This window comes from Dokdonella sp., assembly GCF_039926425.1.
GTDB lineage: Bacteria > Pseudomonadota > Gammaproteobacteria > Xanthomonadales > Rhodanobacteraceae > Dokdonella_A.
On sequence record NZ_JBDSWZ010000080.1, the window covers coordinates 1 to 26,299 of the forward strand.

Consider the following 26,299-nt stretch of genomic DNA (forward strand, 5'->3'; position numbering starts at 1 on the left):
AGCTCGGCGCGAAGGTGTTCGTCACCGATATCAACAAGGAACTCGTGCAGAAGGCGGTCGACGACCACGGCTGCACCGCGGTCGGTCTCGACGAGATCTACGACGTCGACGCGGATGTCTACAGCCCATGCGCGCTCGGCGGCACGCTCAACGAGAAGACCATCGACCGCATCAAGGCAAAGGTCGTTTGTGGCGCTGCGAACAATCAGCTCGCAACCGACGAAATCGGCGACGAGCTGATGAAGCGCGGCGTGCTGTACGCGCCCGACTACGCAGTGAATGCCGGCGGCGTGATGAACGTGTCGCTGGAGATCGACGGCTACAACCGCGAACGCGCAATGCGCATGATGCGCACCATCTACCACAACCTCTCGCGCATCTTCCAGATCGCCGAGCGCGACGGCATCCCGACCTACAAGGCCGCCGACCGCATGGCCGAAGAACGCATCCTCGCAATCGGCAAGATCAAGCTGCCGACGATGGGCAACAACGGGCCGCGATTCCTCGGGCGCATGCGCGGACAATGACTGGCGCTGCGTCGTAGGCTGGACGCGCTTGCGCGGCCGGCGCCCCGACTGCCGGCCGCGCAAGCGCGTCCGGCCTGTCGGACACAGCCGGACCCGCGGCGACAGCCTGACGAATCTCCGAATTCCAACTCCGACTCACGGCGCTGCCCATGAAACCGTTCCCCCTCGGCGAAGACATCGACCTGCTGCGTGAAAGCGTGCGCGCGTTTGCGGAGAAGGAAATCGCGCCGCGCGCAGACCTGATCGATCGCGACAATGCATTTCCGTCCGACCTGTGGAAGAAATTCGGGGACATGGGCCTGCTCGGCGTGACCGTGGCCGGCGAATACGGCGGATCGGATCTGGGCTATCTCGCGCATCTGGTCGCGATGGAAGAGATCTCACGCGCGTCCGGTTCGGTCGGACTGTCGTACGGCGCGCACTCGAACCTGTGCGTGCAGAACATCGCAAAGAATGCGAGCGAGGAACAGAAGAAGAAGTATCTTCCGAAGTTGTGTTCCGGTGAACACGTCGGTGCGCTCGCGATGAGCGAACCGGGGGCCGGTTCCGACGTCGTTGGATCGATGACCTGCCGTGCCGAGTTGAAGGGCGACGTGTGGATCGCCAATGGTTCCAAGATGTGGATCACCAACGGTCCTGACGCCGACGTTGCGCTCGTCTACATGCGCACCGCGCATCGACCGGCCGGGTCGCGCTGCATGACTGCCTTCATCGTCGAAAAAGGCATGAAGGGCTATTCGACCGCACAGAAGCTCGACAAGCTCGGCATGCGCGGCTCCAACACCTGCGAACTGGTGTTCGACAACTGCGAGATTCCCGATGCGAACCGCGTCGGCGAAGTCAACGAAGGCGTGCGCGTGCTGATGAGCGGGCTCGACACCGAACGCCTCGTGTTGTCAGGCGGACCGATCGGACTGATGCAGGCGGCGCTCGACGCCACCCTGCCCTACGTGCGTGAGCGCAAGCAGTTCAACGCACCCATTGGAACGTTCGGCATCATGCAGGCGAAGCTCGCCGACATGTATACGGCATTGCAGTCCTCGCGCGCGTACGCCTACATGGTCGCGCAGGACTACGACCGCGACATCAAATCGCGCATCGATCCGGCATCGTGCCTGCTGCATGCATCGACCAGTGCGGTGCAGGTTGCGCTCGAGGCGATCCAGGCGCTGGGTGGCAACGGCTACATCAACGAATACCCGACGGGCCGCATTTTGCGCGACGCGAAACTCTACGAAATCGGCGCAGGCACGAACGAGATTCGCCGCATGCTGATTGGTCGCGAGTTGTTTCACGGCAAGTCCTGACCTGCGCAACCTTCGGGCCGATGAATCGACGCATCGGCGCCAACGATTTTGTGGGAGCGGCTTCAGCCGCAATTCTCGTCACGCTGAAAAAATCGTCGCGGCTGAAGCCGCTCCCGCACAAAGCGCTCTTGCAGAAAGGTCTGCCAACTATCCGATGACTGGCTGCAGCCGCCGCTGTCACAAGAACTCCGGACGACGACAACGGCGATGGGCCCTTCATTGCCGCGTCGCAAGGGCACGCGCATAATCCCGCTGTTTCGGCGGTGCGCTTCCATCACGTTCGTACCGCCCCCATATCCGGCGTTCCCGTTCGACATCTTGTGGAGGTTTCATGTCCGATATCGTCATCGTCGGTGCCAAGCGCACCGCGATCGGTTCCTTCCTCGGCCAGTTCACCGGTGTGCCAACGCCGACCCTCGGAGCCGCCGCGATCAGGGCCGCGCTCGAGCAGTCCGGCGTCGCCGCAGCCGACGTCTCCGAAGTGATCATGGGTTGCGTGCTGCCAGCCAATCTCGGCCAGGCGCCGGCACGTCAAGCGTCACTTGCAGCGGGACTGCCGACATCGACCGGCTGCACCACAATCAACAAGGTGTGCGGTTCGGGCATGAAGGCGATCATGCTTGCGCATGATCTGATCAAGGCAGGTTCCGCATCGATCGTCGTTGCCGGCGGCATGGAGTCGATGACCAATGCGCCGCACATGATTCCGAACTCGCGCACAGGCACGCGCTACGGGAACTTCGAGGCGGTCGACCACATGGCCTGCGATGGCCTCGTCAATCCGTATGACGGCAAGTCGATGGGCGTCTTCGCCGAAGAGACCGCCGACAAGTACACCTTCACGCGCGAGCAGCAGGACGCGTTCTCGATCGAATCGGTCAAGCGCGCACAGGCGGCAATTGCGTCGGGCGCGTTCGCCGACGAGATCGTTGCGGTGAAGGTCAGCACGCGAAAAGGTGACGTCGAATACGCCACCGACGAGCAGCCCGGCAAGTCGGACATCGCGAAGATCCCGACCCTCAAGCCCGCATTCCGCAAAGAAAACGGCACGGTGACGGCAGCGAGTTCGTCGAGCATTTCCGATGGCGCAGCGGCGACGGTCGTGATGAGCGCGGACGACGCGGCGAAGCGCGGTATCAAACCACTCGCGCGCATCGTCGGCCACGCGACGCATGCGCAGGAACCGGAATGGTTCACCACTGCGCCGGTCGGTGCAATCCAGAAGCTGTTGAAGAGCATCGACTGGAACATCGGCGACGTCGACCTGTTCGAGGTCAACGAGGCATTCGCGGTCGTTGCGATGACGCCAATGAAGGAACTCGGCATTCCGCACGAAAAGCTCAACGTCAACGGCGGCGCCACGGCGCTTGGCCATCCGATCGGCGCCAGCGGTGCACGCCTGGTCGTCACGCTGATCCATGCGTTGCGCAAGCGGGGCGGCAAGCGCGGCATTGCGACACTGTGCATCGGCGGCGGGGAAGCGACGGCGATCGCAGTCGAGCTGGTTTGACTGCGAAGCGATGCATTCACGACGGACGATGTCGTCCGTCCATTCGTCGGCGAGGGGTGCGTGCATGCGCGACCCGGACCGGCAACACCAACGGGAGGGTTGCTCCATGAAATTGACGAACCTGAAACAGCTGGCACTCGCGACTTTGCTGGTCGTCGGGCTCAACGCCTGCGATGACAGCCAGAAGCAGGCGCAGGAATCGGCGGACAAGGCCGCTATCGCGACAAAGCAGGCGATGGCGGATGCGCAAGCGGCGGCGAAGAAGGCGGCAGATGCAACCGCCGCTGCTGCGGACGCTGCGAAGAATGCGGCGGCGAAGGCCTCGGCAGAAGCCAACAGCGCCGCTGCAGGCGCCACCGAGGAAAGCCAGAGCGCAGCCGACAAGGCGAAGGAATCGGCAGCGAACGCGGTCGACGCAACGAAGGAAGCCGCCCACGATGCAGGCGCGGCGATGAAGGCCAGCGCGAACTCCGCGATGAGCGCGGCCGCCGCAGCCGGCCACGAAGTGAAGGAAGGCGCGAAGGAAGTCGGTCACGACACCGTCGAAGCCGCGCACAAGGCGAAGGAAGCGGCGAAGGACGCTGCAAAGAAGGAGTAATCGCAACGCGCGGATTCCCGCGCGAACGTGATGCGCGCCGGCCGCCCAGTGCGGCCGGTTGCGTTTCCGACCGGGCGAATGCGCGCGTCGCCCGCTTCCGCAAAGTCGGCCGCTATGTTTTGATGCGCGTTCGCCGCCGCAGGACCTCGCATGACGCCCATCGAAAGCACGATTGACACACGCAGCCCGGACTTCCGGGACAACGCGGCCCGGTTGCGCGAAACCGTCGGGCATTTGCGCAGCGAACTGGCGCGCGTTGCGCTGGGCGGTGGCGAGAAAGCCCGCACGAAACACACCGAACGTGGCAAGTTGCTGCCGCGTGAGCGCATCCGTGGACTGCTCGATCCGGGATCGCCCTTCCTCGAACTGTCACCGCTTGCCGCACATGGCATGTACGACGATGCGGCGCCCTGTGCGGGCGTCATCACGGGCATCGGTCGCGTGAACGGAATCGAAGTGCTGGTCATCGCGAACGACGCGACGGTCAAAGGTGGCACGTACTTTCCGATGACCGTGAAGAAGCATCTGCGTGCACAGGAAGTCGCACTCGAGAATCGGCTGCCGTGCGTGTACCTGGTGGACTCAGGCGGCGCGTTTCTGCCCTTGCAGGACGAGGTTTTTCCCGACAAGGAGCACTTCGGGCGGATCTTCTACAACCAGGCACGCATGAGCGCGCTCGGCATTCCGCAGATCGCGGTGGTGATGGGATCGTGCACCGCCGGTGGCGCGTACGTGCCGGCGATGAGCGACGAAACGATCATCGTGCGCGAACAGGGAACCATCTTCCTCGGCGGTCCGCCGCTGGTGAAGGCCGCCACCGGCGAAGTGGTCGACGCAGAAGCGCTCGGCGGCGCGGACGTGCATACCTCGATCTCCGGCGTCGCCGACCATCTTGCGGAAAATGACGCGCACGCGCTCGACATTGCGCGCGGAATCGTCGCCAGCCTCAATCGCAGCAAGAACGTGACGCTCGCGTTGCGCGAACCGTCCGAGCCTCTTTATGCGGCGGAGGAACTCTATGGCTGCGTGCCGCGTGACACGCGCATTCCGTTCGACATGCGCGAGGTGATTGCGCGCATCGTCGACGGGTCGCAACTGCAGGAATTCAAGGCACGCTACGGCAAGACGCTGATCACCGGTTTTGCGCACATCCACGGATACCCGGTCGGCATCGTCGCCAACAACGGAATCCTGTTCGCCGAGAGCGCGCTGAAGGGAGCGCATTTCATTGAACTGTGCAATCAGCGCAACGTGCCGCTGGTGTTCCTGCAGAACATCACCGGCTTCATGGTCGGCAAGAAGTACGAGCAGGCCGGCATCGCGAAGGACGGCGCGAAGATGGTCACTGCAGTCGCGTGCTCGCACGTTCCGAAATTCACCGTGGTGATCGGCGGCAGCTTTGGCGCCGGCAATTACGCAATGTGCGGCCGCGGCTATCAGCCGCGTTTTCTGTGGATGTGGCCGAATGCGCGCATCAGCGTGATGGGCGGCGAGCAGGCCGCAAGCGTGCTCGCAACCGTGAAGCGGGATGGTATCGAAGCCGCTGGCAAGACCTGGACGAAGGACGAGGAAGACGCGTTCAAGGCACCGATTCGCGAGCAATACGAACGCCAGGGCCACCCGTATTACGCCACTGCGCGATTGTGGGACGACGGCATCATCGATCCGGTCGATACGCGGCGAGTGCTCGGATTGGCGTTGTCGGCGAGCCTCAATGCGCCGATTGAACCGGGACGGTTCGGCGTCTTTCGGATGTAGGCGATGCGTCGGCGCGCGTGCGAACTCGCAGGCCGGACGCGCCTTCTGCGGCCGGCGTTTTTCTGAGACAGGCGCGACTGAGTGCGCCGGCCGACCTGTGCGGTCGTCCAGCCTACGACTTCCAATGCGCAACGATGACGATCAAGTCGTCTGCCGATCACGCGGAACCGTCACGCAACTTTCAAAAAAGTTTCATCGCCGGTCGTTAGCGTAGGCGAGCCAGCACGACGTCGTCGTGCCGGATCGCAGCTTCCGGGAATTCGATGATCCACGTCCGTTTGTTTTTCGTCCGCGCAACCGCGCTCGGCGTGCTTCTGCTCGGCCTCATGGCGCAATCGTCTTTGGCCGCTTCGCGGATCGACGACGAGTCGCTTCGCGTGCCGGCCGCTCTGTCTGTCCGCGGAAAGCTTGCCGCCCCTTCCGCCGGCGTCAATGAACTCAAGTTCCAGGACGTGTTCAAGTTGCCGGCTGGCCCAAGAGGCCTTGAGCCCACGGCCCGTCTGCTCGACCTCGACGGCAAGCGCGTGCGCATTGTCGGCTACATGGTGCAGCAGGACGCGCGGATCGCGGATTCGTTTCTGCTGTCGCCTCTCCCGGTATTGCTGGGTGACGAGGACGAATCGCTCGCCGACGACCTGCCTCCGAGCACACTGCGCGTCGAGCTTCCCACGTCACGCGGCGTCGTGGTGCCCGCCCTGCCCGGGCTGCTGCAACTGACCGGCACGCTACGCGTTGGCATGCAGACCGATGCCGCGACAGGTCGAGCGACTCCTGCGCGGCTCGTGCTCGACGCAACGCCCGAGCGCTTGTTGCGCAAGGTTGCCAAGGCGGCCTCGTCTGCCGACCGGGCGAACGACGCGCGGAAGCAGCGCTGACACAGACAGCTTCAACGACGCGCTCAACCGCGCGCCGATCCACACATCCGATTCCATCACTGGGGACCGCACCATGCCTTCGATCCATCTCGCACGCCGCAGCATCGTCATGCTGATCGCCACCGCGCTGACCGCCACCGCGCTCAACGCGCATGCCGCCACGGTGTCGCGCCTGGTCCCTCCGAGCGAGCTCTTCACGTCAGGCAATCCAGCGCCTGTCATCGCCCGCTTTCTTCCCGGCCAGTTGTTCGACCTGCAGGCGACCGTCCAGCCCGATGGCGGTCAGGCGATCGTCAATTTCGCGTTCTCGGTCGACGGACAGACCATCACAAACCGTGGAAGCGCGGCGGGACTTGCGCGCACCAGCATCGTGACCGAAACCGGAGACGCGTCCGTCTGCGTCGATGCCGCAACGGGCAAGACCACCGGCAAACCGGGTTGCCACCTTGTCGCCGGTCTGCCGCAGAACAGTGCCGTCATCTCGCAACGCGCATTCTCCAAGGGCATCGCCGGCGTGCACACATTGGAGGTCGTCGCGCAGCAGACCGACGGAACGCTGGTTCGTGCGACCGGCAATTTCGAGATCGTCGGCATCGATCAACTGGGTGGCCACACCGCGAAGAACATCATCATCCTGCTCGGTGACGGCATGGGTGCCGCGCAGCGAACAGCCGGGCGGATCATGGCCAAGGGCTATTCTCAGGGCAAGGTCAACGAACGCCTCGCGATGGACACGTTCCCCTACGGCGGCATGGTGATGACGGCATCGCTGAACTCGATCGTGACCGATTCGGCGCCGGGCATGCAGAACTACGTGACCGGCAACAAGGCCAACAACAACCAGGAAGGCGTGTTCCCCGACGACACGCTCGATGCGTTCGACAATCCGCGCGTCGAATACCTCTCCGAATACCTGCACTCGCTGCAGGGAAAATCGCTCGGGGTGGTCACCACAGCCGACGTGTTCGACGCGACACCCGCCGCGAATGCCGTGCACACGTCCGCGCGCGGCAACGGGACGGGTATCGTCGACCAGTTCCTCGATGACCGCGGACTGACCGGGCTGACGGTGTTGATGGGCGGCGGTCGCAAGTGGTTCCTGCCGAATCCTTCGAACAGCGTGTCGCCGCAAGCGACGAACGGCTCGCAGCGGCGCGCGGCAAACGACTATGTGTTGTCCGACGACGTGGTGAACGGATGGGGAGCGAGTCGCGGAGCGCTCGATCCGGAACGCGACCTGATTGGCGACTTCCAGTCGGCCGGGTTCGCCTATACGCCGGACAACACCGCGCTTGAGGCCGCATTCGTCAGCAGCACACCCGATCGCCTGCTCGGGCTGTTCGCGTACTCGAACATGAATGTGTCGTACGACAAGATCAATGCGCGTCGCGGTGACTCCGCGGTGGTGGATGCGTTCGGATTTCCCGACCAGCCCATGCTGGATGAAATGACCGACAAGGCGTTACGCGTGCTGTCGAAGAACCCGAAAGGTTTCGTCGCGATGATCGAAGGGGCGTCGATCGACAAGCAGGCGCACCTGATGGATTCGGATCGCTGGGTTCTCGAAGTGATCGAGTTCGATCGCGCAGTCGCCGTGGCAAAGGCATTCGCCGAGAAGAATCCGGACACGCTCGTCATCGTCACGGCCGATCACGAATGCTCCGGAGCCGCGATCATCGGTGCCGCCACCACCACCGCGGCCGCGCTGCGCTCGCAACCCGATGCGGGCAAGACGGTCGTCGGCACCTACGACGCGGCCGGTTTTCCCAAGTACACGCTTGGGGCCGACGGGTATCCGCTGACCACGCAGATCGATCACAAGTTGCTGATCGGCTATGGCGCCAACGCGGACCGCTACGAAACGTGGCTGTCCAGCGCGTTTCCGACCAAGGACACGCAGCAGCCGTTCCCGCCGGCGCAGTCTCCCGCCGATCCGAACGTGCGCAACAGCGACGCCGGATATCTGATCACCGGTCAGGTCGCAGGCGACCAGGCGGTGCACACCGCCACCGACATTCCGCTGTCGACGTTCGGGCGCGGAGCATCGTTGTTCCATGGCCTGATGGACAACACCGATGTGTTCTTCAATATCGGCCAGGCAGCCGTTGGCGGCGTCGAGTAGACCGCGGCAACCAGAGGTCCGTCGGCCGCGCTTGCGCGGCCGGCGTTTCCGGTACGCATGCCGAGGTCTCAGTCTGCGGCACCCACGAATGCAACGCCGGGTTCGCTCATCAGCACGAGCTCTTCCGCACTGGTCGGATGGATCGCAACCGTTGCGTCCAGATCGCGCTTGCGCGCGCCGGCCTTCAAGGCAAACGCAAATCCCTGGAGCATCTCGTCAGCCGACTGGCCGAGGATATGGATGCCGACCACGCGTTCGTCCTCTCCCGCGCAGACGAGCTTCATGAAGGTTCGGTATTCGCTCGCGCCAAGCGCCGCGAGCATCGGGCGGAAGCGCGTGCGATAGACGCGCGTGTCGTCGCCATAACGACGACGTGCTTCCTCTTCGCTGCAACCGACCGTCGCGAGCGGGGGATGCGAAAACACCACCGTCGGCACGTCGACGTAGTCGAGACGGGACTCGGGCATTCCGCCGAACAGACGATCGGCGAGCTTGCGCCCGGCGGCGACCGCGACGGGCGTCAATGCCAGCTGGCCGGTAACGTCGCCGAGCGCGTGGATCCCCGCGACATTGGTGTCCTGCCACGTATCCGCGATGACGTAGCCTTGCGCATCAAGCCGAACGCCGATGTTGTCGAGTCCCATGTCGCCGCTGTTCGGCGCGCGTCCTGTTGCCCAGATCAGTTCGTCGTACCCCGTTGCGCGCGCGCCGCTGCCGAGAGTCAGCGCATAACCGTCGTCGTCGCGTGTGGCCCCGTCGACGTTCTCGCGCAGACGCAGGTCGACGCCACGCGAGCGCATCATTTGCGCGAGCGCGTCGGTGAGCTCGTGGTCGAACGCGCCCAGCAATCGAGCGCCGCGCGCGAAGATGCTGACCTGCGCACCGAGTGTCTGCAGCACACCGGCGAGCTCGACCGCGATGTAGCCGCCTCCGACGATCGCGATACGGCGGGGCAAGGATCGAAGGGCGAAGAATCCATCCGAATCGATGCCGAGTTGGGCGCCTGGCGCAGCGGGTCGCTGCGGCCGTGCGCCGGTCGCGATGACGATGTGCGGCGCGGAGAACGCATCGTCGCCGGCGACCACGCAATCGGCTGTGGCGAAGCGCGCCCGCGCATCGACAAGGCGCACCCCGAGCTCCTTGAGCTTTGCGCAGTAACTGGCATGGATGTTCGATATGTAGCCGTCGCGGCGACGCACGAATTCGCACCAGTCGAGCGCGCCCGGCGTGAGCGCGAAGCCGACCTCCTTCGCGATGCGCTGGGCGTCGGCCAGTTCGGCGGCAAGCCACATCGCCTTCTTCGGTACGCATCCGACATTCACGCAAGTGCCGCCGAGCGCTCCGGACTCGATCAGCGCGACGCGCGCGCCATGCCGTGCCGAACGAATCGCCGTCGCGATGCCTCCCGAACCGGCACCGATGACGACGAGGTCGAGCTGCGAGGCGGCCATCCCTACTTCGCCGCCACCGACGACGACACCGCCGCAATCGGCATCGAGAGCGCGCTTGGATGTGCGCCGTCGTGGTACAGCGTAACCGTGACGGTGCGCGCGTCCTTGCCCGATTCGTCGGCGACGACACCGCCGCTGTTGTAGTTTTTCTCCGCGTACATCGAGTTGATCGGCGCGATCGTCAGGCGCAGGCGACTGCCTTTGGCGAGACGGCGCGCAACGAACGTGAAACGCGAGAAATCGTAACGCTCGATCGAACCCGGTTTGACGAGCTCCGCCTTGCGCAGGTCATGGCGATAGCGTGCACGGATCGAATCGCTCGCGAGGAACACGCTGCTGCCATCGGATTTCACTTCGGCAAGGCCAACCCCGATATCGGTGTCGGGCGCATTGATCGACAGCCACGCCGACAGCTTGAAAAATCCCGCGATGTCGGTGTCGGCCGTCAACGGCGGCGAGTGATAGAACAGCGCCTTCCCCGCCGCCAGCATCACGCCGCGCTGGTCGGTCAGGCCGTTTGGCGAGTCCTCCTGTTCCCATGCGGCGGAACCGACATCGAGTGGATCACTCACGTAGTGGTCCGGTTTGCCGACGCCAGGCTTGTCGTGCCCGAGCGCGCCCGCCGCGAACACATCGTTCGCGCGACCCGCCGTCGAATCGAGATACCAGGTGTCGTTGCGCGCAGTCACCGAGTCGAGAGTCGGCGCATAGCGCCATGCCTCTTCACCGGTGACGTAGAACGCGACCTTGTCCTTCAGGAACTCCGGTCGCGCGCCCGCTTTCATTGTCCAGTCGTACCACGACACGTGCAGCGCGTTCATGTCGACCAACGCCCCTGGCCCGAACTTGAGACCGCCGACGTCCGCCTTCGGCGTGCGCGTCCCGGCGTGGTCCCACGGCCCGATGATCAGATAGTGATTTGCCTTTGCATCGGCTGAACCGTACTGCATGTGATCGCGGTAGTAGGCCAGCGCACCGGGCTGGTCACCGTCGTACTGGCCGCAGATCGACAGGACGGGCAGCGACAGTTTTGCGTACTGTTCGGGCGTCGGACTGAAGCTGTCCCAGTACGCATCCTGCGCCGGATGCGAGAGCCACGTCTGGAAATGCGGCGACGGATTGCCGATGTAGCGGTCGAGTTCGCGGAACGGCGCGTGCGCCTCGTACCAGCGCCTGAACTGCGTGCTCCAGAACGCACTGTCGCCGAAGATGTTTTCCTGCGACGCATGACCGCTGACGAGGGTGAGCCACTGCGTGTCGTACGAATAAAACATGTTGTGCTGCATCGGATAGTCGACGCCGGGTTTGGGCGACGCGACGGGCACGATCGTCGCGAGATGCGACGGGAATTCCTTCGCGCTCGCCCATTGGTCGTAGCCGGCGTAGGAGCCGCCCCACATGGTCACCTTGCCACTGCACATCGGCTGGGTGCCGAGCCATTCGACGACATCATGGCCGTCTTTCGCTTCCTGCAGCAGCGGTGTGAACTCGCCTTCCGAATTGCCGCGCCCACGCACGTCGACTGTCAGGAACACGTATCCGTGCGCCGCGAAATACATGCCGCGATCGTGGTACGACTGCGCGATGTACGGCGTCAGCGTGAACACGCACGGCAGCGGCTGCGGCTGGTTGCGCGGCTTGTACACGGTTGCATTGAGGTGCACGCCGTCACGCAGCGGAATCTTTACGCCCCACTCGAACTGGACCGCGTCCGGCGTGGCATCCGCGGCAGACGCAAGCGGTGCCCCTGCAATCAGGGTGACGAACAACAGTGGTGCGAATCGAAAACGAGGACGCATGGTGAAAGAGACTCCTTGAGCAGAGGACAAAACGCTAACCAAACCGCGCAACGGAAAACGGCGCAAGATCAAACGAGGTCGGTCGACCGGTGATGACCTCGCGCACCAACAGGCCGGTCACAGCCGACATGGTCACGCCGAGCATGCCATGTCCGGACGCCATCACCAGATTGTCCGTCCGTGGTACGCGGCCGAGCATGGGCAGATCATCAGGGGTCATCGGTCGCCAGCCGTACCATTCCTCGACGACCGCGGGACCTTCGGGCTCACGCAGGAACAACGCCGCGCCGCGACGGAGTGCGTCGAGCCGCGTGCGATTGAGCGTGCGGTCGTAGCCTGCAAACTCCATCGTGCTGCCGAGCCGGTAGCCCGATTTCCATGCAGTGACGCACACGCTCGGTTCCTTCAACGTCATCGGCAGACACGGGCATTCGGATGGACGCGTGTAGGTGATCGAGTAGCCCTTGCCCGGCTGGATCGGAATGCGCAGGTCGAGCGCGCGCGCGAACTGCGGTGTCCATGCGCCGAGCGCGATCACCACCTCCCGCCCGCTGAAGTCACCGCGGTCGGTCGCGACGCGAGCGATGCGCGTGCCTTCACGCACGATCGCGCCGACGCACGTTCCTTCTTCGATGACGCCGCCCTTTGCGCGCACCAGACGCGCGAGTTCTGCGACGTAGCGATCGGGACGCAATTGCGCATCGCCGGGATGGAAAAATGCACCGGCAACGCCGGGCTTCAGCGCGGGTTCGCGCGCAAGGGTCGTTGCGGCATCCAGCGTTTCGACGGGAATGCCGACCTCCGCGAATCGCCCGAGCATCGACTGCGCGCGTTCAAAACCCGCCGCATCCCGATACACGTTGAGCGTTCCGGTCGCGGCAAACTCGCAATCGAGATTCTCGCGACGGATCAGGTCCTCGATCAGCGCACGCGACCGCACCAGCAACGGTGCCTTCGCATCCGCGGCGCGCACCGCCGTCGACCAGGTACAGTTCGACGCGAAGCCGAGCAGCCAGCGCAGCAACGCCGGATCGGGGCGCAACCGGATGCGCAGCGGAGCATCCGCCTTGAACAGCCAGCCGATCGCATGGCGCAACGCGTCCGGCGTCGCGAGCGGTGCCGAATGGCTCGGCGTCAGGGTGCCGCAATTGCCGTGCGATGCTGCGCAACCCGCGGTGCCCTGCTCGAGCACGGTCACGCTGCGTCCCGCATCGAGCAGGGAGACGGCGCACGCAAGCCCGATCACGCCACCGCCAAGGATCAGCACATCGGATGCAGGTCGATTGGTCATGGGCGAGGATTGTAAAGCCTCGCTGCAGTCCCTTCGTGGATCCCGACGTCGCGCCTCAGTGCACCGGTGGCCCGTGATAACCCGGACCATGAACGACGCGACCGGGCTTCGCGCCGGTGTGTTTGCCCTTGCGCACGACTTCGATGCCGTTGACCACCACGCCGCTGACTCCCGTCGCGAATTCGCGCGGCGAATCGTAGGTCGCGTGGTCCGCAATCGTTGCGGGATCGAACACGACGAGATCGGCATAGCCCCCGACGGCGACATGACCGCGGCCAGCCAGCTTGAAGTTCTCCGCCGGCAGCGCCGACAGGCGTCGCACCGCATCGGCCAGCGTGGCGACGTGCCCGTCGCGGACGTAGCGACCCAGAACACGCGCAAAATTGCCGTATGCGCGTGGATGCGGCTGGCTTTTCAGGAACACACCAGCAGGCGCGTACGCACCTTCGTCCGAACCGAACGAGACCCACGGCTGCGACAGGCCGAGTTTCACGTTGTCCTCGCTCATCAGGAAGAACGCGGCACCGACCCGCGAATGGTCCTCGATCACCAGGTCGATCGCCGTTTCCTCGGGCGACTTTCCGCGCAGCTGCGCAACATCGGCGAGTGTCTTGCCAGTCATCGCCTTCAGTTTCTCGTTACTGAATCCGATCAGGATGATGTTGCCGGCATCGCCGGCGGCCTGGCAGAGGTTTTCCCAGTCCTTGCCTGGTCGTTTCATCTCGTCGATCAATCGCGCTCTGACCGCCGGGTCCTGCAGCCGCTTGATCCACTCCTCCAATCCGCCTTCCTGCACGGCAGGCGGCATGCACGCATCGAGGCCCGTCGCGCCGGCGGTGTAGGCATACATGTTTGCGCTGACCGAAACACCGGCCTCTCGCGCCGCGTCGATCCGCGCGATCGCCTCGCGCATCTTCGGCCAGTTGTCGCGACCGGCCGCTTTCAGGTGGTAGATCTCGCCATGCACGCCCGCCTCTTTCGCGATATGCACGAGTTCATCGATGCCTTCGAGCAGGCGGTCGCCTTCGCTGCGCAGGTGCGAAATGTACGCGCCGCCCGACGGAGCGGCCGCTTTCGCCAGCGCGACGAGTTCGTCGGTTTTCGCATAGCTGCCGGGAAAATAGATCAGCGCGGAGCCGATGCCGAGCGCGCCTTCGTCCATCGCGGTGCGCACCAGCGCCTGCATCTGTTCGAGTTCAGCAGCGGATGGCGCGCGGTTCGCATTGCCGAGCACATATTGCCGAACGGTGCTCGCACCGACGAACGACGCGACGTTTGGCGACACGCCGCGCTTTTCCAGCATCGCGAGAAACTCTGCCAGCGACGTCCACGACACCGGGTAACGGATATCGCCTTCCTGGGCAAGCCACTCAGCCTTCATCGCGGGCGTCAGTGGGCCATAGGAATTGCCCTCACCGAAAATCTCCAGGGTCACACCCTGCAGAATGTCGGACATGCCGCGACCGTCCTCGATCAGCGAATCGGGCGCCCACGAGAGCACGTTGATGAAACCCGGGGCGACCGCAAGACCTTGCGCATCGATCTCGCGCTTCCCGCGAGCGAGCGCAAGATCGCCGACAAACGCAATCCTGTCTCGACGCACGCCCACGTCGGCAGGTTGCGGAGCTGCCCCGGAACCGTCGTACACCATCCCGTGGCGCACGATCAGGTCGTAGCGGTCTGGCCGATCGCCACCGGAATGGGCGCACGCCGACACCAGCGCGGCAAGCATCGCGGCACATCCTCCCGTCCGTCGCATCGGGCACCTCCCCTTAAGTGAACCAGATCGAAGCCTATCGCAACGACAGCGGCGGCGACTGGCATCGAACGTGCATTTGTCATCACCAGGACTCAACGAGGGACGGCTACTTCCATGAAGGTATCGACGAACGAACTGCTGCTCGCGCTGCGCGCACCGAATTCCGGCTGGCTGGCTGCGCTCGTCTGCGCACTCGACGAAGCGCTGCAAGATCCGGATTTTGGCGAACCGCAGCGCGCCATGGTGCACAGCCTGCTGGACGCCGGCGCCGTTCCGAACGCCGTCGCCGTTGCGGCAAACGACCGCCTCGAGCGCTTCGAGGAAACCGTCAAGGACCTTCACTCGCTGCTGGTCGCTCCGGTCGTCGAGCCGCTCGCCGACGTCAAAGCGCGTCCAAAACTGACACTTTGCGGCAGCGCCGCCTGAGCATTTGTTCCCGCGTGAACGGTCTGGCGGATTGACAGCCGACCGTTCGTCAGCGAGCGTACGCCGGGTGATCCATTCCCCGCTCCGCGTCGCCGCCCTGTTTTTCGCCATCGTTCTGACCGCATGCGGCACCCTGCCGCAACGTGCGCAGAAGCCCATGATCGCCGGTACGCCGCGCGCCAACGCCGCCAATGCGGTGCTGTTCCGCGCAATCGCACTGGTCGGCACGCCCTACCACTGGGGCGGCAACACGCCCGAAAGCGGTTTCGATTGCAGCGGCCTGGTCGGCTACGTCTACCGCGATGCGGCCGGTGTCGGCCTGCCGCGCACATCGAACGATCTGAGCGAACTGGGAGACCGCAAACTCGCGATCGACTCGCTGCAGTCGGGCGATCTCGTGTTTTTCAGCGAAGGCCGCCGCGTGAGCCACGTCGGCATCTTCGTCGGAGAACGCCGCTTCGTGCATGCGCCCAACAGCGGCGGCACCGTTCGCCTCGACAGCCTCGACGGCGCCTGGTGGCGCGAGCATTTCGTGTACGGGAAACGCGTGCTCTGAAAAGCTGAACCCGTCAGGGCACAAGCCAACGCCTCAAACAGATTTACGACGTGCTTGCGAATCCGCAATGACGATCCTCAGTGCTCGTGGCCGCCCGCCCCATGCGCATGCCGATGCGCGATTTCCTCAGGCGTGGCGTCGCGGACTTCGGTGATCTCGACGTCGAAGACGAGCGTCTTGCCGGCGAGCGGATGATTCAGATCGACATCGATCACGCTGGATCCGATCTTGTGCACGACGACCATGCGCGATCCGGCTTCCTGCGTCTGCAGAACCGTGCTCATGCCGGGACGCAGGTTTTCGGCGTCCTGGAAATATTTCTTCGGCACGCGCTGCGTGTAGTTTGCGCGACGTTCGCCGTAGGCTTCCGCCGGTGCGACGCTCACCTCGAACTGTTCACCGGCTTCGCGGCCGAGCAGTGCGTTCTCGAGCCCCGGAATGATGTTGCCTTGACCGATCAGCACGGTCAGCGGCTCACCGCGGTCGCGCGACGAATCGACTGGGACCGGACCGCCGTCGTTGACGGTGTAATGGAACGCAACCACCTTGTTCGCTTCGATCTTCACGAATCACTCCAGGGCAAAAAAGCGCGCGAGCCTAGCAGTTTGGGCGTGCGCCGTCATTGTGCAAGGGGCGGATCGCCACCAAACCGCGCACCGCGCGCTTCCGGCCCCAGCGCGGTGACGATCGCCAGAAGCACGGCGACCGCCGCGATGAACGTCGCCATCGCGAACGCGTAGTCGCCGCCGCGCTGGGACGCAAACCAGGCAAGGAACGGCGCGGTGAAAGACGCCAGCAGGTTGCCGCCCTGGTAGGCGAATCCGGGCAGCGTCGCGCGCACCGCATCCGGTGCGAGTTCGTTGAGGTGAACCGGCACGACGCCCCAGGCGCCCTGCACCATCACCTGCAGCAGGAACACGCCGACGCCAAGCAATACGACTGACCCGCCAAATGCCCACAGCGGCACCATCGGAATTGCCAGCAGCGCCGCGACGATGATCGCCTTGCGCCGGCCGACGCGCTCGGACCACGCACCGAAGAACAGACCTCCGACAATCGCGCCGAGATTGAGCGTGATCGTCAACCACGCGACCGTCTGCGTGTCGAAGTGATGCTGCTCCTTCAGGAAGGTCGGGTACATGTCCTGGGATCCGTGGCTGAACATGTTGAAGCACATCATCAGCACGACCAGGTATGCGAACAGTTTCCAGCGTCCCCGCATGGTTTCCATGAAGCCCGGCCGCGGCGGTGCGCTCGGCGCATTGGACGCGATCCACACCGGCGACTCGGGCACGTGCCGGCGGATGTACAGCACCAGCAGCGCGGGCAAAATGCCGACCGCGAACAGCCCGCGCCAGCCAATGTGATCGAACAGCAGCAGGTAGCACAACCCGCCGAGCAGATAGCCTGCGGCATATCCCTCTTGCAGAAGACCGGACACCGCGCCGCGCGCCTTCGCCGGAATCGATTCCATCGCGAGCGAGGCGCCAATGCCCCATTCACCGCCCATCGCGATGCCGAACAGTGCGCGCACGATCAGCAGCACCGTCAGCGAAGGCGCGAGCGCTGACGCCGCCTCGAGCACCGCGAACAGCACGATGTCGACCATCAGCACCGGTCGACGGCCGTACCGATCCGCCAGCCGGCCAAACAGCCATGCGCCAAACGGCCGCATCGCGAGGGTCAGGGTGAGCGAGAACGCGACCTCGGTCTTGCCCACATGGAACTCGTGCGCGATTTCCGGAATCACGAACACCAGCAGGAAATAGTCGAACGCATCGAGCGTCCAGCCGAGGAAGCTCGCGAACACGACCTTGCGCTGGGTGGTGTCGAGTTCGCGCAGGATCGCGAGGAAATGCATGGCGACTCCCGTCGATGGGCGGATGGAGCGTGGGGACGGCGCAGGATATTCCGTCGGACCCGGCGCTGCCCAGACCCACCCGCTTGTCGCCCGTTGTACGGCCCGGCCACAATCAGCGGCCGCCCGCCGAATGTGACGATGAACGAGCCTGCCCAAATGCGTCGCCGACCTTCCACCGCAATGGCCGCCGCGGATGGCGAAGCGCAATCATTCCGGTCGGATGATTGCGAAGGTCAATGGCGCCCGCTGCAAACGTCGTTCCCCACCGACCTGGGTCGGTCGAAGGTCAACTGCATGAAGCGATGCCGTCGATGAGTGCCGAAACGCCAGCAAACCCGCGCGCAGTGGCCCGCGCGGTTGCCGCACGCTTCCGCTGGCCATGGCAGCGAGATTACGCCCGCGCGAAGCTGAGCTGGGATCCCGCTTACGCGGCCGTCGCCGGCGTTCTTTCGGAGAGCGACGTCGCCGTGCTCGACATCGGGTGCGGGCTCGGGCTCCTCGGGTTTTATCTGCGCGAACGCGGGTACAAGGGCGCCTATCTCGGAGTCGACTTCGATGCACCGAAAATCGCCGAGGCGCAGCGCATCGCGCGGATCGCCGGAATGGACCTGGTCTTCGTGGACGGCGATGCACGTGCACTACCGGAATTTTCAGGACACGTGGTGCTGCTCGATCTGCTCCACTACCTGCAGTCGACCGATCAGCAGATGCTGCTGCGGGAAGCGGCGGCGCGCGTCGCCGAGAGTGGCGTGCTCATCGCGCGCAACGTGCTGCGCGCGAGCGGCTGGCGCTTTCATGTCACCGTGTTGCAGGAGCGTTTCATCCACGCGGTACGGTGGATGCGCAGTCCGCCGCTGCACTATCCGCTGCGCGACGAGATCGAGGCGCCACTCAGGGCTTCCGGCCTGGATGTGGATGTCCGCCCGCTGTGGGGCAACACACCATTCAACAGTTTCCTGATCGTTGCGAGACGCGGGTCCCGTACGCCTCAAGAGGGAGGCGGCTTGCACCCCGATGCTCCGCGCGGAACATCAAGAACCATCGCGGATGAAGCCGCTGCCACGTGCCGCACTCCCTGAGGGCTAACGTGAAGCGCGGCTGCCGCGCATGCGCAGGTGCAACACGGCGCGTCGCTCCGCCAGCTCGCGAGCGAAGCGATGTGGCACGGTCGATGGATCGTCGGCGCCGCCGCAAAGCGCGGCACGGAAGGCGCAGAAATCGGCATACGCCCGATTGACCCTGCGCAGGCGACGCAGCAGGAGTTCGAGCAGGATCGCATCGTCGAGCAGCCCCACCACCGCAACGTGATCGGGAATGAGATCGTCCGGATCGCCGAAATAGGCCAGCGTTCCGATCACGTCGCTGCGTTCCGGGTCGGCCAGCGCCCAGCAGCTGTCTTCGAGCATCACGATCAACCGCTGCGCCTCGACCAGACGCTTGCGCACATACGTCGGCGCCTCACTCGTCTGCAGATGATCGAGCGCGTACTTCACCGCGTCGATGACCTCCACTTCATCGACGCAGCGCGTGGTCGAGCGGACACGATCGAACTGCGCCGTGAAGCGTTCGATGTCGGCGGGTTCGAGTTCGAGGGTGATGCGCATGCGGACGCGCAAGCTTAGGCCGCGTGGGAGACGCGGTCAAAGGCACACCGCTCGCATGCGCAGCCACTCTCCGGAGTCGGACACGGCAGCGCTCGTCCAGTCTTAGGCATTATCATTGGTTGCAGTGAATCCCCCTTGCGAAACCCCGTCCGAACCCATGTCATCCGTGCCTACGTCCGTACTCACCGACTTGCAGCGGCTTGAAGCCGAAAGCATCGACATCCTGCGCGAAGCCGTCGCCGAAGCCGAACGGCCGGTGATGCTGTATTCGATCGGAAAGGACAGCTCGGTGATGCTGCATCTCGCGCGCAAGGCGTTTTTTCCGTCACGTCCGCCCTTTCCGCTGCTCCATGTCGACACCACCTGGAAATTCCAGGCGATGTACGCGTTCCGTGCGCGCATGGTCGCCGATTCCGGCATGCCGTTGATCGTGCATCAGAATCCCGAAGCGAAACGGTTGGGAATCAATCCGTTCGAGCACGGTTCGTCGGTGCACACCGATGTGTGGAAAACGCAGGGACTGAAGCAGGCACTGGACGAGCACGGATTCGACGTCGCATTCGGCGGGGCGCGACGCGACGAGGAGAAGTCGCGCGCGAAGGAACGCGTGTTCTCGTTTCGCTCGGCGCAGCATCGCTGGGATCCGAAAAACCAGCGACCGGAACTGTGGCGCCTCTACAACGTGCGTCGCAATGTCGGCGAGAGCATTCGCGTGTTCCCGCTGTCCAACTGGACCGAGCTCGATGTGTGGCACTACATCCGGCAGGAGGACATTCCGATCGTGCCGCTGTACCTCGCGGCGCCGCGCCCGGTGGTCGAACGCGACGGCCAGCTCCTGATGGTCGACGACGCGCGTTTTCCACTGCGTGACGGCGAAACGCCGACGATGCGCAGCGTCCGTTTCCGCACACTCGGTTGCTATCCGCTCTCCGGCGCGGTGGAATCGGAGGCGGATACGCTCGGCGCAATCATTCGCGAGATGGAGCAATCGCGCACCACTGAACGCCAGGGGCGCATGATCGATCACGATGCGAGCGCGTCGATGGAGAAGAAAAAAGTCGAGGGTTATTTCTGATGGCCGCGCAGATCGACAATCCCGATGCGGCGGTATCCGTCGCGAACAGTCGCCAGGACCTGCTGCGCTTCATCACCTGCGGTAGCGTCGACGATGGCAAGAGCACGCTGATCGGTCGGCTGCTCTACGAGGCGAAGGCGCTGTTCGACGACCAGCTGACCACGCTCGACGCGGATTCGCGAAAGTTCGGCACGCAGGGCGATTCGCCCGACTACGCGCTGCTGGTCGACGGTCTCAGCGCCGAGCGGGAACAGGGCATCACGATCGATGTCGCGTACCGGTTTTTCGCGACGGAAAAACGCAAGTTCATCGTCGCTGACACCCCCGGCCACGAGCAGTACACGCGCAACATGGTGACCGGCGCGTCGACCGCGGACCTCGCTGTGATTCTGGTCGATGCGCGCAAGGGCGTGCTGACGCAAACGCGCAGGCACAGTTACCTCGTGTCGCTGCTCGGCATCCGCCGCGTTGTTCTGGCGATCAACAAACTGGATCTGGTGGGCTGGTCGCAGCAGGTTTTCGATGCGATCGACCACGATTACCGTGCGTTTGCGTTGCGACTCGGCATTGATCGCGTGGACAGCATTCCGCTGTCGGCGCTGCGCGGCGACAACATGACGACGCGCAGTGTGAACATGCCGTGGTACGAAGGTCCGAGCCTGCTGCATCATCTTGAACAGGTCGAGATCGACGCGATGCAGGAGCATCGGCCACTGCGCATGCCGGTGCAGTGGGTCAATCGCCCGAATCCGGATTTCCGCGGCTACTCGGGGCGCATTCTGGGCGGTCGGGTGCAGCCAGGCGATGCGATCCGTGTGTTGCCCTCCGGCAAGACATCGACTGTCACGCGCATCGTCACGCTCGATGGAGACCTCGACGGCGCACAATCGGGACAGTCGGTGACGTTGACGCTCGCCGACGAACTCGACATCAGCCGCGGCGATGTGATCTGTGCGGCGAATGATCCGGCCGGGCTCGCCGACCAGTTCGAGGCGACGATCGTCTGGATGGCCGAAGCGGCCATGTTGCCGGGTCGGCCGTACCTCGTGAAGATCGGAGCCACCACGTTGGGTGCCGCGCTCGGGCCACCCAAGTACGTGATCGACGTCAACAGTCTCGACCACCTCGCCGGTAAAACGCTCGAGCTCAACGAAATCGGAGTCTGCAACGTCACCCTGGACCGCGCAGTCGCCTTCGATGCGTACGCCGACAACCGCGACATGGGCAGCTTCATCGTCATCGACCGCTACAGCAACCAGACGGTCGGCGCGGGCCTCCTCCATTTCGCATTGCGCCGCTCGCAGAACATCCACTGGCAGGCGGTCGAGGTCGACAAGCAGGCGCGCGCACGACAGAACGGACACCGACCTTGCGTGCTGTGGCTGACCGGTCTTTCCGGCAGCGGCAAGTCGACCATTGCGAACATTGTCGAGCGGCAGTTGCATGCGCTCGGTGCACGCACGTACCTGCTTGACGGCGACAACGTCCGTCACGGCCTCAGCAAGGATCTCGGCTTCACCGACGCCGACCGGGTGGAAAACATCCGCCGGGTCGGTGAGGTGGCGCGACTGATGGTCGATGCAGGCCTCATCGTGATCACCGCCTTCATTTCACCATTCCGATCGGAACGCCGGCTCGCGCGCAGCATGGTCGCGGAGGGCGAATTCATCGAGATCTTCGTCGACACGCCACTGGCCATCGTCGAGCAGCGCGATACGAAAGGTCTCTATCGCAAGGCGCGCAATGGTGAACTGAAGAATTTCACCGGCATCGATTCGCCATACGAGATTCCCGAAGCGCCTGATCTGCACATCGATACGACGACCAGCGATGCCGAAACGGCGGCGACTGCGATTGTCGAATTGCTCGACTCGCGCGGTTTGCTGGATCGTGCCCGCTCGTAGCAACATCGTGGACCGCAACGTTACTGTGGGAGGTGAGTCGAGCATTGACCCAGGCGAACCGCTCGCATTCGCAGGAGCCGCGGTCCGTTCAAGCGTGCAGACTCATCTCTTCAACGGACAAGCACCGCAGAAACAACGGCGCTTCGCGAGCCGCACTCCATCCACCCATTTGTGGGAGCGGATTCAGCCGCGATCCGACAGCGCCCCTGGAAGCGATCGCGGCTGAAGCCGCTCCCACAAGAAGCACACTGCTTGCAGCGTGCCAGCCGTCGGTCGCGCTTGTCGTCAAACGATGGCTGCCGTCGACGCATGCTGACTGAAATGAGCACCGCAGACCGCTAGTCGTCTTCCCACAACGTCGGCTTGGCCGAGGTCGTCGTGCGTCCCTTGGGGGCGGCGTGCCCAACGGCGTTCCAGACCGCCAGCACGTCACGGGTGATCCCGACGTCGTGCACCCGCACGATCAGTGCACCATTCTGCACCGCGATCAACGCAGCCGCGGCGGATCCGGCAGCACGATCAGCGGGCTTTTCACGCCCCGTGAGCGTGCCGATGGTTCCCTTGCGCGACAGCCCTGCCATCACAGCACCAAGTTCGCTGAAGCGTTCGAGTGCGCGCAGCAGTGCAAGATTGTGCTCGAGAGTCTTGCCGAATCCAAACCCCGGATCGACCAGGATGTTTTTCTTGTCGATGCCAGCCATCTGGCATGCAAACAAACGCTCCGCGAGGAAACGGTGCACGTCGGAGACCACGTCGTCGTAGAAAGGCGCGTCCTGCATCGAACGCGGCTCACCCTGCATGTGCATCACGCACACAGGCACCCGCAGCTCCGCCGCCGCATCGAGCGCGCCATCACGCCGCAGCGCGTAGACGTCGTTGATCAGACCTGCGCCGGCGGCGACTGCGGCCCGCATCACCTCCGGCTTCGACGTGTCGATGGCGATCGGCACGCGCGTCCGCGCAATCAGCCCTTCGATGACCGGAACGACGCGCGCAATCTCGTCATCTGCCGACACGTCCGATGCGCCCGGCCGCGTCGATTCGCCGCCGACGTCGAGCAGGTCGGCCCCTTCGTCCACGAGACGAACGCCCTGCCCGATCGCAAGCGCACGGTCGAGGAACTCGCCTCCGTCGGAGAACGAATCCGGCGTCACGTTGATGATGCCGGCGATGCGTGCGCGATCGAGGACCAGCGTGCGCCCGTTGCAGTCGAGTTCGATTGCGATCACGCCCCTGGAACCTCATCGAATCCATTGGTGAAAATGCGATCGAGCAGCGTCGTGACGACGGTGATCGCGTCGTTGGTGGCGTTGGCATCCGTGCCTGCCGAACTCACCGACACGCTGGCGATCAGTGGACCCGACGCCTGCATGCCGACGGTGGCGGCAATTGTCAGCGCCGGTGCATCGCCAACGGCAAGGATTCCGTCAAGCGCACACGACACCCCAAGTCGGACGCGACTGCAGGTCCAGCCGTCTCCGCTCGCCGCGCTGAAATCGACGTCGTCTGGCAATGCCAACGACACGGCCACCGAATCCGCCGGCGAGGGTCCGGTGTTGTGCACGTCGACCGCATAGACAAGCGTTGCGCCGGCAGAAACGGGATCAGGCGTTGCGGTCGCGGCAATGCTGACATCGTGCGCGGTGGTTTCTGGTGCGCAGTTGTAGCAGACCAGCGCAAAATCCTGCTGGGTGTCGTCGCCGCTGTTCGGCAACGCGTCGGAGTTGATGTCGGTTGCCAACACGTCGATGGTCAGCGAACCTGCATGCTGCGCCGCCTGCAGGAACACCGCTTCGGTGTTGTTCTTCGCATCCGCGCTGCCCCCCGTGACGGACCAGCCGGCATTGTCGAGCGCGTTGCCGAGAAAAGTCGAACCGTTCGCGGTCACGCGCAGGTCCAGATCGTTGTTCCACGCCGGCGTCGAACCGCCGAGACCGTGGCCCGGCGCGTCGGTCCACGTGAGCATGATGCGCATCGGCTGGGTTGGATCGGCGGCAGTGTAGGTGTGGGTCCAGCTCTCGCCGGTATTCTCGAACACCACGCTCTGGTCGACGTATTGCACTGCCTGCGCGGGCGCGAGGACCGGCGTGATCAACATGCGGCCCCAGCCTTGCTTGTTGTCGAACAGGTGCGTCATCACGTTGCCGTCGGCATCGTTGTGCCCGGTCAGGTTCTTCGCCACCGCAGTGAACGCCGCCTTGGTCAGTGCCGGGCTCGGGTCGGCGCCGGTGAGGTTGCGATAGTACTCGACGAACAACGCCGACGCGCCCGTCACGTGCGGCGATGCCATGCTGGTTCCGCACAGCAGGCCGTAGCCTGTCGCGCTGATCGACGAATCGACGCTGCAACCGGGCGCGACCATCGCTGGAATGCTGCGGCCATCGAGTGCGGGACCATGGGCGCTGTTGGACGAGACGTCGTCGATCTGCGCGATCTGCACCGTCGACGAGGTCTGCATCTTGGTCGAGCCGATGGTGAAGAGGTTCTTGCCTTCGTCCGGCGTTCCCTGCGTGCTGGTGCCGCCGTTGCCATTCATGAAGGACAGCACGAAATTCAGCGGCTGGTCGCCGGCGGCAACGGGGTCGGAATCGCGCACTCCGACATCCACCTGCCGTGTGTCGTCGTCATAGCCGAGCGGCGAACCTGCGGGTCCCCAGCTGTTGCCGGACATCACCGCATGATTGCGCACCGATTCGGTCATCAGCTTCAGCATCCCGCCCGCTTGCGTGAAGGTCGGGTCGTAGATCTGCTCGATCAGGTTTGCACCCGGTGCCATGCCGAGTCCGCGCAGGAAGCCACCGGAGGTCAGCACGCCGGAACTTCCGTCGGCAGCAATGATGCCGGCGGTGTGCGTTCCGTGGCTGTCAGTCGCCGATCCGCCGCAGGTATCGCCGACACACGGCAACATGCGATGCACGAGATCGGGATGCGTGTCGTAGATGCCCCCGTCGACATCGGCGACGATCACGCCGGCGCCGTTGACGCCGATCCCGGAAAGGTAGGCAAGATAACCGGGGAACGCGAAATTGCCGCCGTCCACGTTGCCCGCATTGACCTGGTCGCTCATCTCTCCACGCAGGCCGCCATCGAGCGGCGCGGGCTGCACGCTGTAGACGCCCGCGATGGAGGCGAGATCTGCGATGCGGTTGCCGGCGACACGGACGCTGGTCACCGAAAAATGCCGGTCGACGACGCGGGAACCGACGATCGTCGCGCCCGCAACGCGCACTGCGTCGTCGATGTCCGCATTCCGGTAACCGATCACGTGCACGTCGAGCGGACGTGCATCGAGCCCACGCCAGCGCGGCAGAACCCGATACGCCGGCAGGAAATCGCCACTCCAGCGGATCGTGTCCGAAGAACGTGCAGAGACGGCATCCAGCGCGGTACGGCTGCCCCAAACGACGTAGGTGAAGGGATGAATGTACTGCACCGGCTCGAGGCCCGCGCTGCGCAGCGCGTCCAGCGACGTTTGGCGCACAGGACCGGCGAACTGCAACAGACGCAGATCGTTGCCTTCCGGGTTTGATCCGCTGGATTGATACCACCGGCTGCCGAAGTTCGGCACATCGACGCCAGGATCGAACCGCTCACCGCCAAGATCGATGACGAACGGGCGTTCGATTTCCGTCACGCCCACTCCGGCCGCGCGCACGCGTGCAAGCGCTGCATCGTCGAGTGCTGCCCACTGGAAACGGCCATAGTCTGCGCGGACGTCGGCGGACACATGCACGCGCTGCAACGCTGCACGTGTCGCGTCGATGCGCACCCAGTGAAGGTTGGTGTTGGCGGTCGTTGCGGCTGGTGCTGCGAGTGCCGCGACCAGTAGAAGTAAAGAAACGGACGGTCGAATCATCCCCAGGTCCCCTCGATCAA

The 26,299-nt window shown here is 64.3% G+C and carries 22 protein-coding genes; 13 read left to right on the top strand and 9 right to left on the bottom strand.

The annotated features are described in order from the left end of the window. The 8 genes from ABIV12_RS05150 to ABIV12_RS05185 all read left to right on the top strand — a co-directional run. Positions 1 to 527: Glu/Leu/Phe/Val dehydrogenase family protein (locus ABIV12_RS05150; protein ID WP_348056926.1), on the top strand; the 527-nt coding region annotated here is incomplete at its 5' end. Between the two features lie 149 nt (positions 528 to 676). Beyond that, positions 677 to 1,834 carry an isovaleryl-CoA dehydrogenase gene (locus ABIV12_RS05155; protein ID WP_348056928.1) on the top strand — a complete coding sequence of 386 codons (1,158 nt, stop codon included), beginning with the start codon at positions 677 to 679 and terminating at the stop codon, positions 1,832 to 1,834. 20 nt (positions 1,835 to 1,854) lie between these two features. Then, on the top strand, positions 1,855 to 1,992 hold the full coding sequence (locus tag ABIV12_RS05160; protein ID WP_348056930.1) for a hypothetical protein: 138 nt from the start codon (positions 1,855 to 1,857) through the stop codon (positions 1,990 to 1,992). 173 nt (positions 1,993 to 2,165) lie between these two features. Then, positions 2,166 to 3,344, top strand: a complete 1,179-nt coding sequence (locus ABIV12_RS05165) for a thiolase family protein (protein ID WP_348056932.1) — start codon at positions 2,166 to 2,168, stop codon at positions 3,342 to 3,344. Positions 3,345 to 3,450: 106 nt separating this feature from the next. Continuing rightward, on the top strand, positions 3,451 to 3,942 hold the full coding sequence (locus tag ABIV12_RS05170) for a hypothetical protein (RefSeq protein ID WP_348056934.1): 492 nt from the start codon (positions 3,451 to 3,453) through the stop codon (positions 3,940 to 3,942). A gap of 150 nt (positions 3,943 to 4,092) precedes the next feature. After that, positions 4,093 to 5,700, top strand: coding sequence for a carboxyl transferase domain-containing protein (locus ABIV12_RS05175; protein WP_348056936.1), 1,608 nt, complete (start codon positions 4,093 to 4,095; stop codon positions 5,698 to 5,700). A 263-nt stretch (positions 5,701 to 5,963) separates the two neighbouring features. Beyond that, positions 5,964 to 6,575: a hypothetical protein gene (locus ABIV12_RS05180; RefSeq protein ID WP_348056938.1), complete on the top strand. Its 612-nt coding sequence runs from the start codon at positions 5,964 to 5,966 to the stop codon at positions 6,573 to 6,575. 73 nt (positions 6,576 to 6,648) lie between these two features. Beyond that, complete coding sequence (locus ABIV12_RS05185; RefSeq protein ID WP_348056940.1) at positions 6,649 to 8,697, top strand: alkaline phosphatase; 2,049 nt, start codon at positions 6,649 to 6,651, stop codon at positions 8,695 to 8,697. A gap of 68 nt (positions 8,698 to 8,765) precedes the next feature. Here the strand turns inward: ABIV12_RS05185 and gorA are convergent, their stop codons facing one another. Genes gorA through ABIV12_RS05205 form a run of 4 tightly spaced genes read right to left on the bottom strand, consistent with a single transcriptional unit; the run spans position 8,766 to position 14,997 of the window. Next, positions 8,766 to 10,148, bottom strand: a complete 1,383-nt coding sequence (gorA, locus tag ABIV12_RS05190; RefSeq protein ID WP_348056941.1) for a glutathione-disulfide reductase — start codon at positions 10,146 to 10,148, stop codon at positions 8,766 to 8,768. Positions 10,149 to 10,150: 2 nt separating this feature from the next. Then, a complete protein-coding gene (locus ABIV12_RS05195; RefSeq protein WP_348056943.1) occupies positions 10,151 to 11,947 on the bottom strand; it encodes a CocE/NonD family hydrolase in 1,797 nt (598 codons plus the stop codon). A gap of 34 nt (positions 11,948 to 11,981) precedes the next feature. Continuing rightward, entirely contained in the window at positions 11,982 to 13,238 is a 1,257-nt protein-coding gene (locus ABIV12_RS05200; RefSeq protein WP_348056945.1) for an FAD-dependent oxidoreductase, read from the bottom strand. 55 nt (positions 13,239 to 13,293) lie between these two features. Next, positions 13,294 to 14,997 (bottom strand): D-aminoacylase, encoded by a 1,704-nt coding sequence (locus ABIV12_RS05205; protein WP_348056947.1) that lies wholly within the window; start codon positions 14,995 to 14,997, stop codon positions 13,294 to 13,296. A gap of 114 nt (positions 14,998 to 15,111) precedes the next feature. Here ABIV12_RS05205 and ABIV12_RS05210 point away from each other — a divergent pair, with 114 nt between their 5' ends. Continuing rightward, positions 15,112 to 15,423 (top strand): hypothetical protein, encoded by a 312-nt coding sequence (locus ABIV12_RS05210; RefSeq protein ID WP_348056949.1) that lies wholly within the window; start codon positions 15,112 to 15,114, stop codon positions 15,421 to 15,423. Positions 15,424 to 15,556: 133 nt separating this feature from the next. Then, complete coding sequence (locus ABIV12_RS05215) at positions 15,557 to 15,979, top strand: C40 family peptidase (protein WP_348056979.1); 423 nt, start codon at positions 15,557 to 15,559, stop codon at positions 15,977 to 15,979. 77 nt (positions 15,980 to 16,056) lie between these two features. Here ABIV12_RS05215 and ABIV12_RS05220 read toward each other — a convergent pair whose 3' ends face one another. Continuing rightward, positions 16,057 to 16,545, bottom strand: coding sequence for a peptidylprolyl isomerase (locus ABIV12_RS05220; RefSeq protein WP_348056951.1), 489 nt, complete (start codon positions 16,543 to 16,545; stop codon positions 16,057 to 16,059). Positions 16,546 to 16,598: 53 nt separating this feature from the next. After that, positions 16,599 to 17,840, bottom strand: coding sequence for an MFS transporter (locus ABIV12_RS05225; RefSeq protein ID WP_348056953.1), 1,242 nt, complete (start codon positions 17,838 to 17,840; stop codon positions 16,599 to 16,601). 311 nt (positions 17,841 to 18,151) lie between these two features. On the opposite strand from ABIV12_RS05225, the gene ABIV12_RS05230 reads away from it, so the two are divergent. Next, positions 18,152 to 18,919 (top strand): class I SAM-dependent methyltransferase, encoded by a 768-nt coding sequence (locus tag ABIV12_RS05230; RefSeq protein ID WP_348056955.1) that lies wholly within the window; start codon positions 18,152 to 18,154, stop codon positions 18,917 to 18,919. Positions 18,920 to 18,922: 3 nt separating this feature from the next. Here the strand turns inward: ABIV12_RS05230 and ABIV12_RS05235 are convergent, their stop codons facing one another. Further along, a complete protein-coding gene (locus tag ABIV12_RS05235) occupies positions 18,923 to 19,444 on the bottom strand; it encodes a YkvA family protein (protein ID WP_348056957.1) in 522 nt (173 codons plus the stop codon). Positions 19,445 to 19,601: 157 nt separating this feature from the next. On the opposite strand from ABIV12_RS05235, the gene cysD reads away from it, so the two are divergent. Both cysD and cysN read left to right on the top strand, forming a co-directional pair. Further along, on the top strand, positions 19,602 to 20,519 hold the full coding sequence (gene cysD, locus ABIV12_RS05240; RefSeq protein WP_348056959.1) for a sulfate adenylyltransferase subunit CysD: 918 nt from the start codon (positions 19,602 to 19,604) through the stop codon (positions 20,517 to 20,519). Further along, complete coding sequence (gene cysN / locus ABIV12_RS05245) at positions 20,519 to 22,423, top strand: sulfate adenylyltransferase subunit CysN (RefSeq protein ID WP_348056961.1); 1,905 nt, start codon at positions 20,519 to 20,521, stop codon at positions 22,421 to 22,423. The genes cysD and cysN overlap by 1 nt, the downstream gene beginning before the upstream one ends. Before the next feature lie 338 nt (positions 22,424 to 22,761). On the opposite strand, the gene folP is transcribed toward cysN, so the two are convergent. Further along, positions 22,762 to 23,652 (bottom strand): dihydropteroate synthase, encoded by an 891-nt coding sequence (gene folP / locus ABIV12_RS05250; RefSeq protein ID WP_348056963.1) that lies wholly within the window; start codon positions 23,650 to 23,652, stop codon positions 22,762 to 22,764. Further along, entirely contained in the window at positions 23,649 to 26,279 is a 2,631-nt protein-coding gene (locus ABIV12_RS05255) for a S8 family serine peptidase (RefSeq protein ID WP_348056965.1), read from the bottom strand. Before ABIV12_RS05255 ends, folP begins: the two co-directional genes overlap by 4 nt. Positions 26,280 to 26,299: the final 20 nt, after the last annotated feature.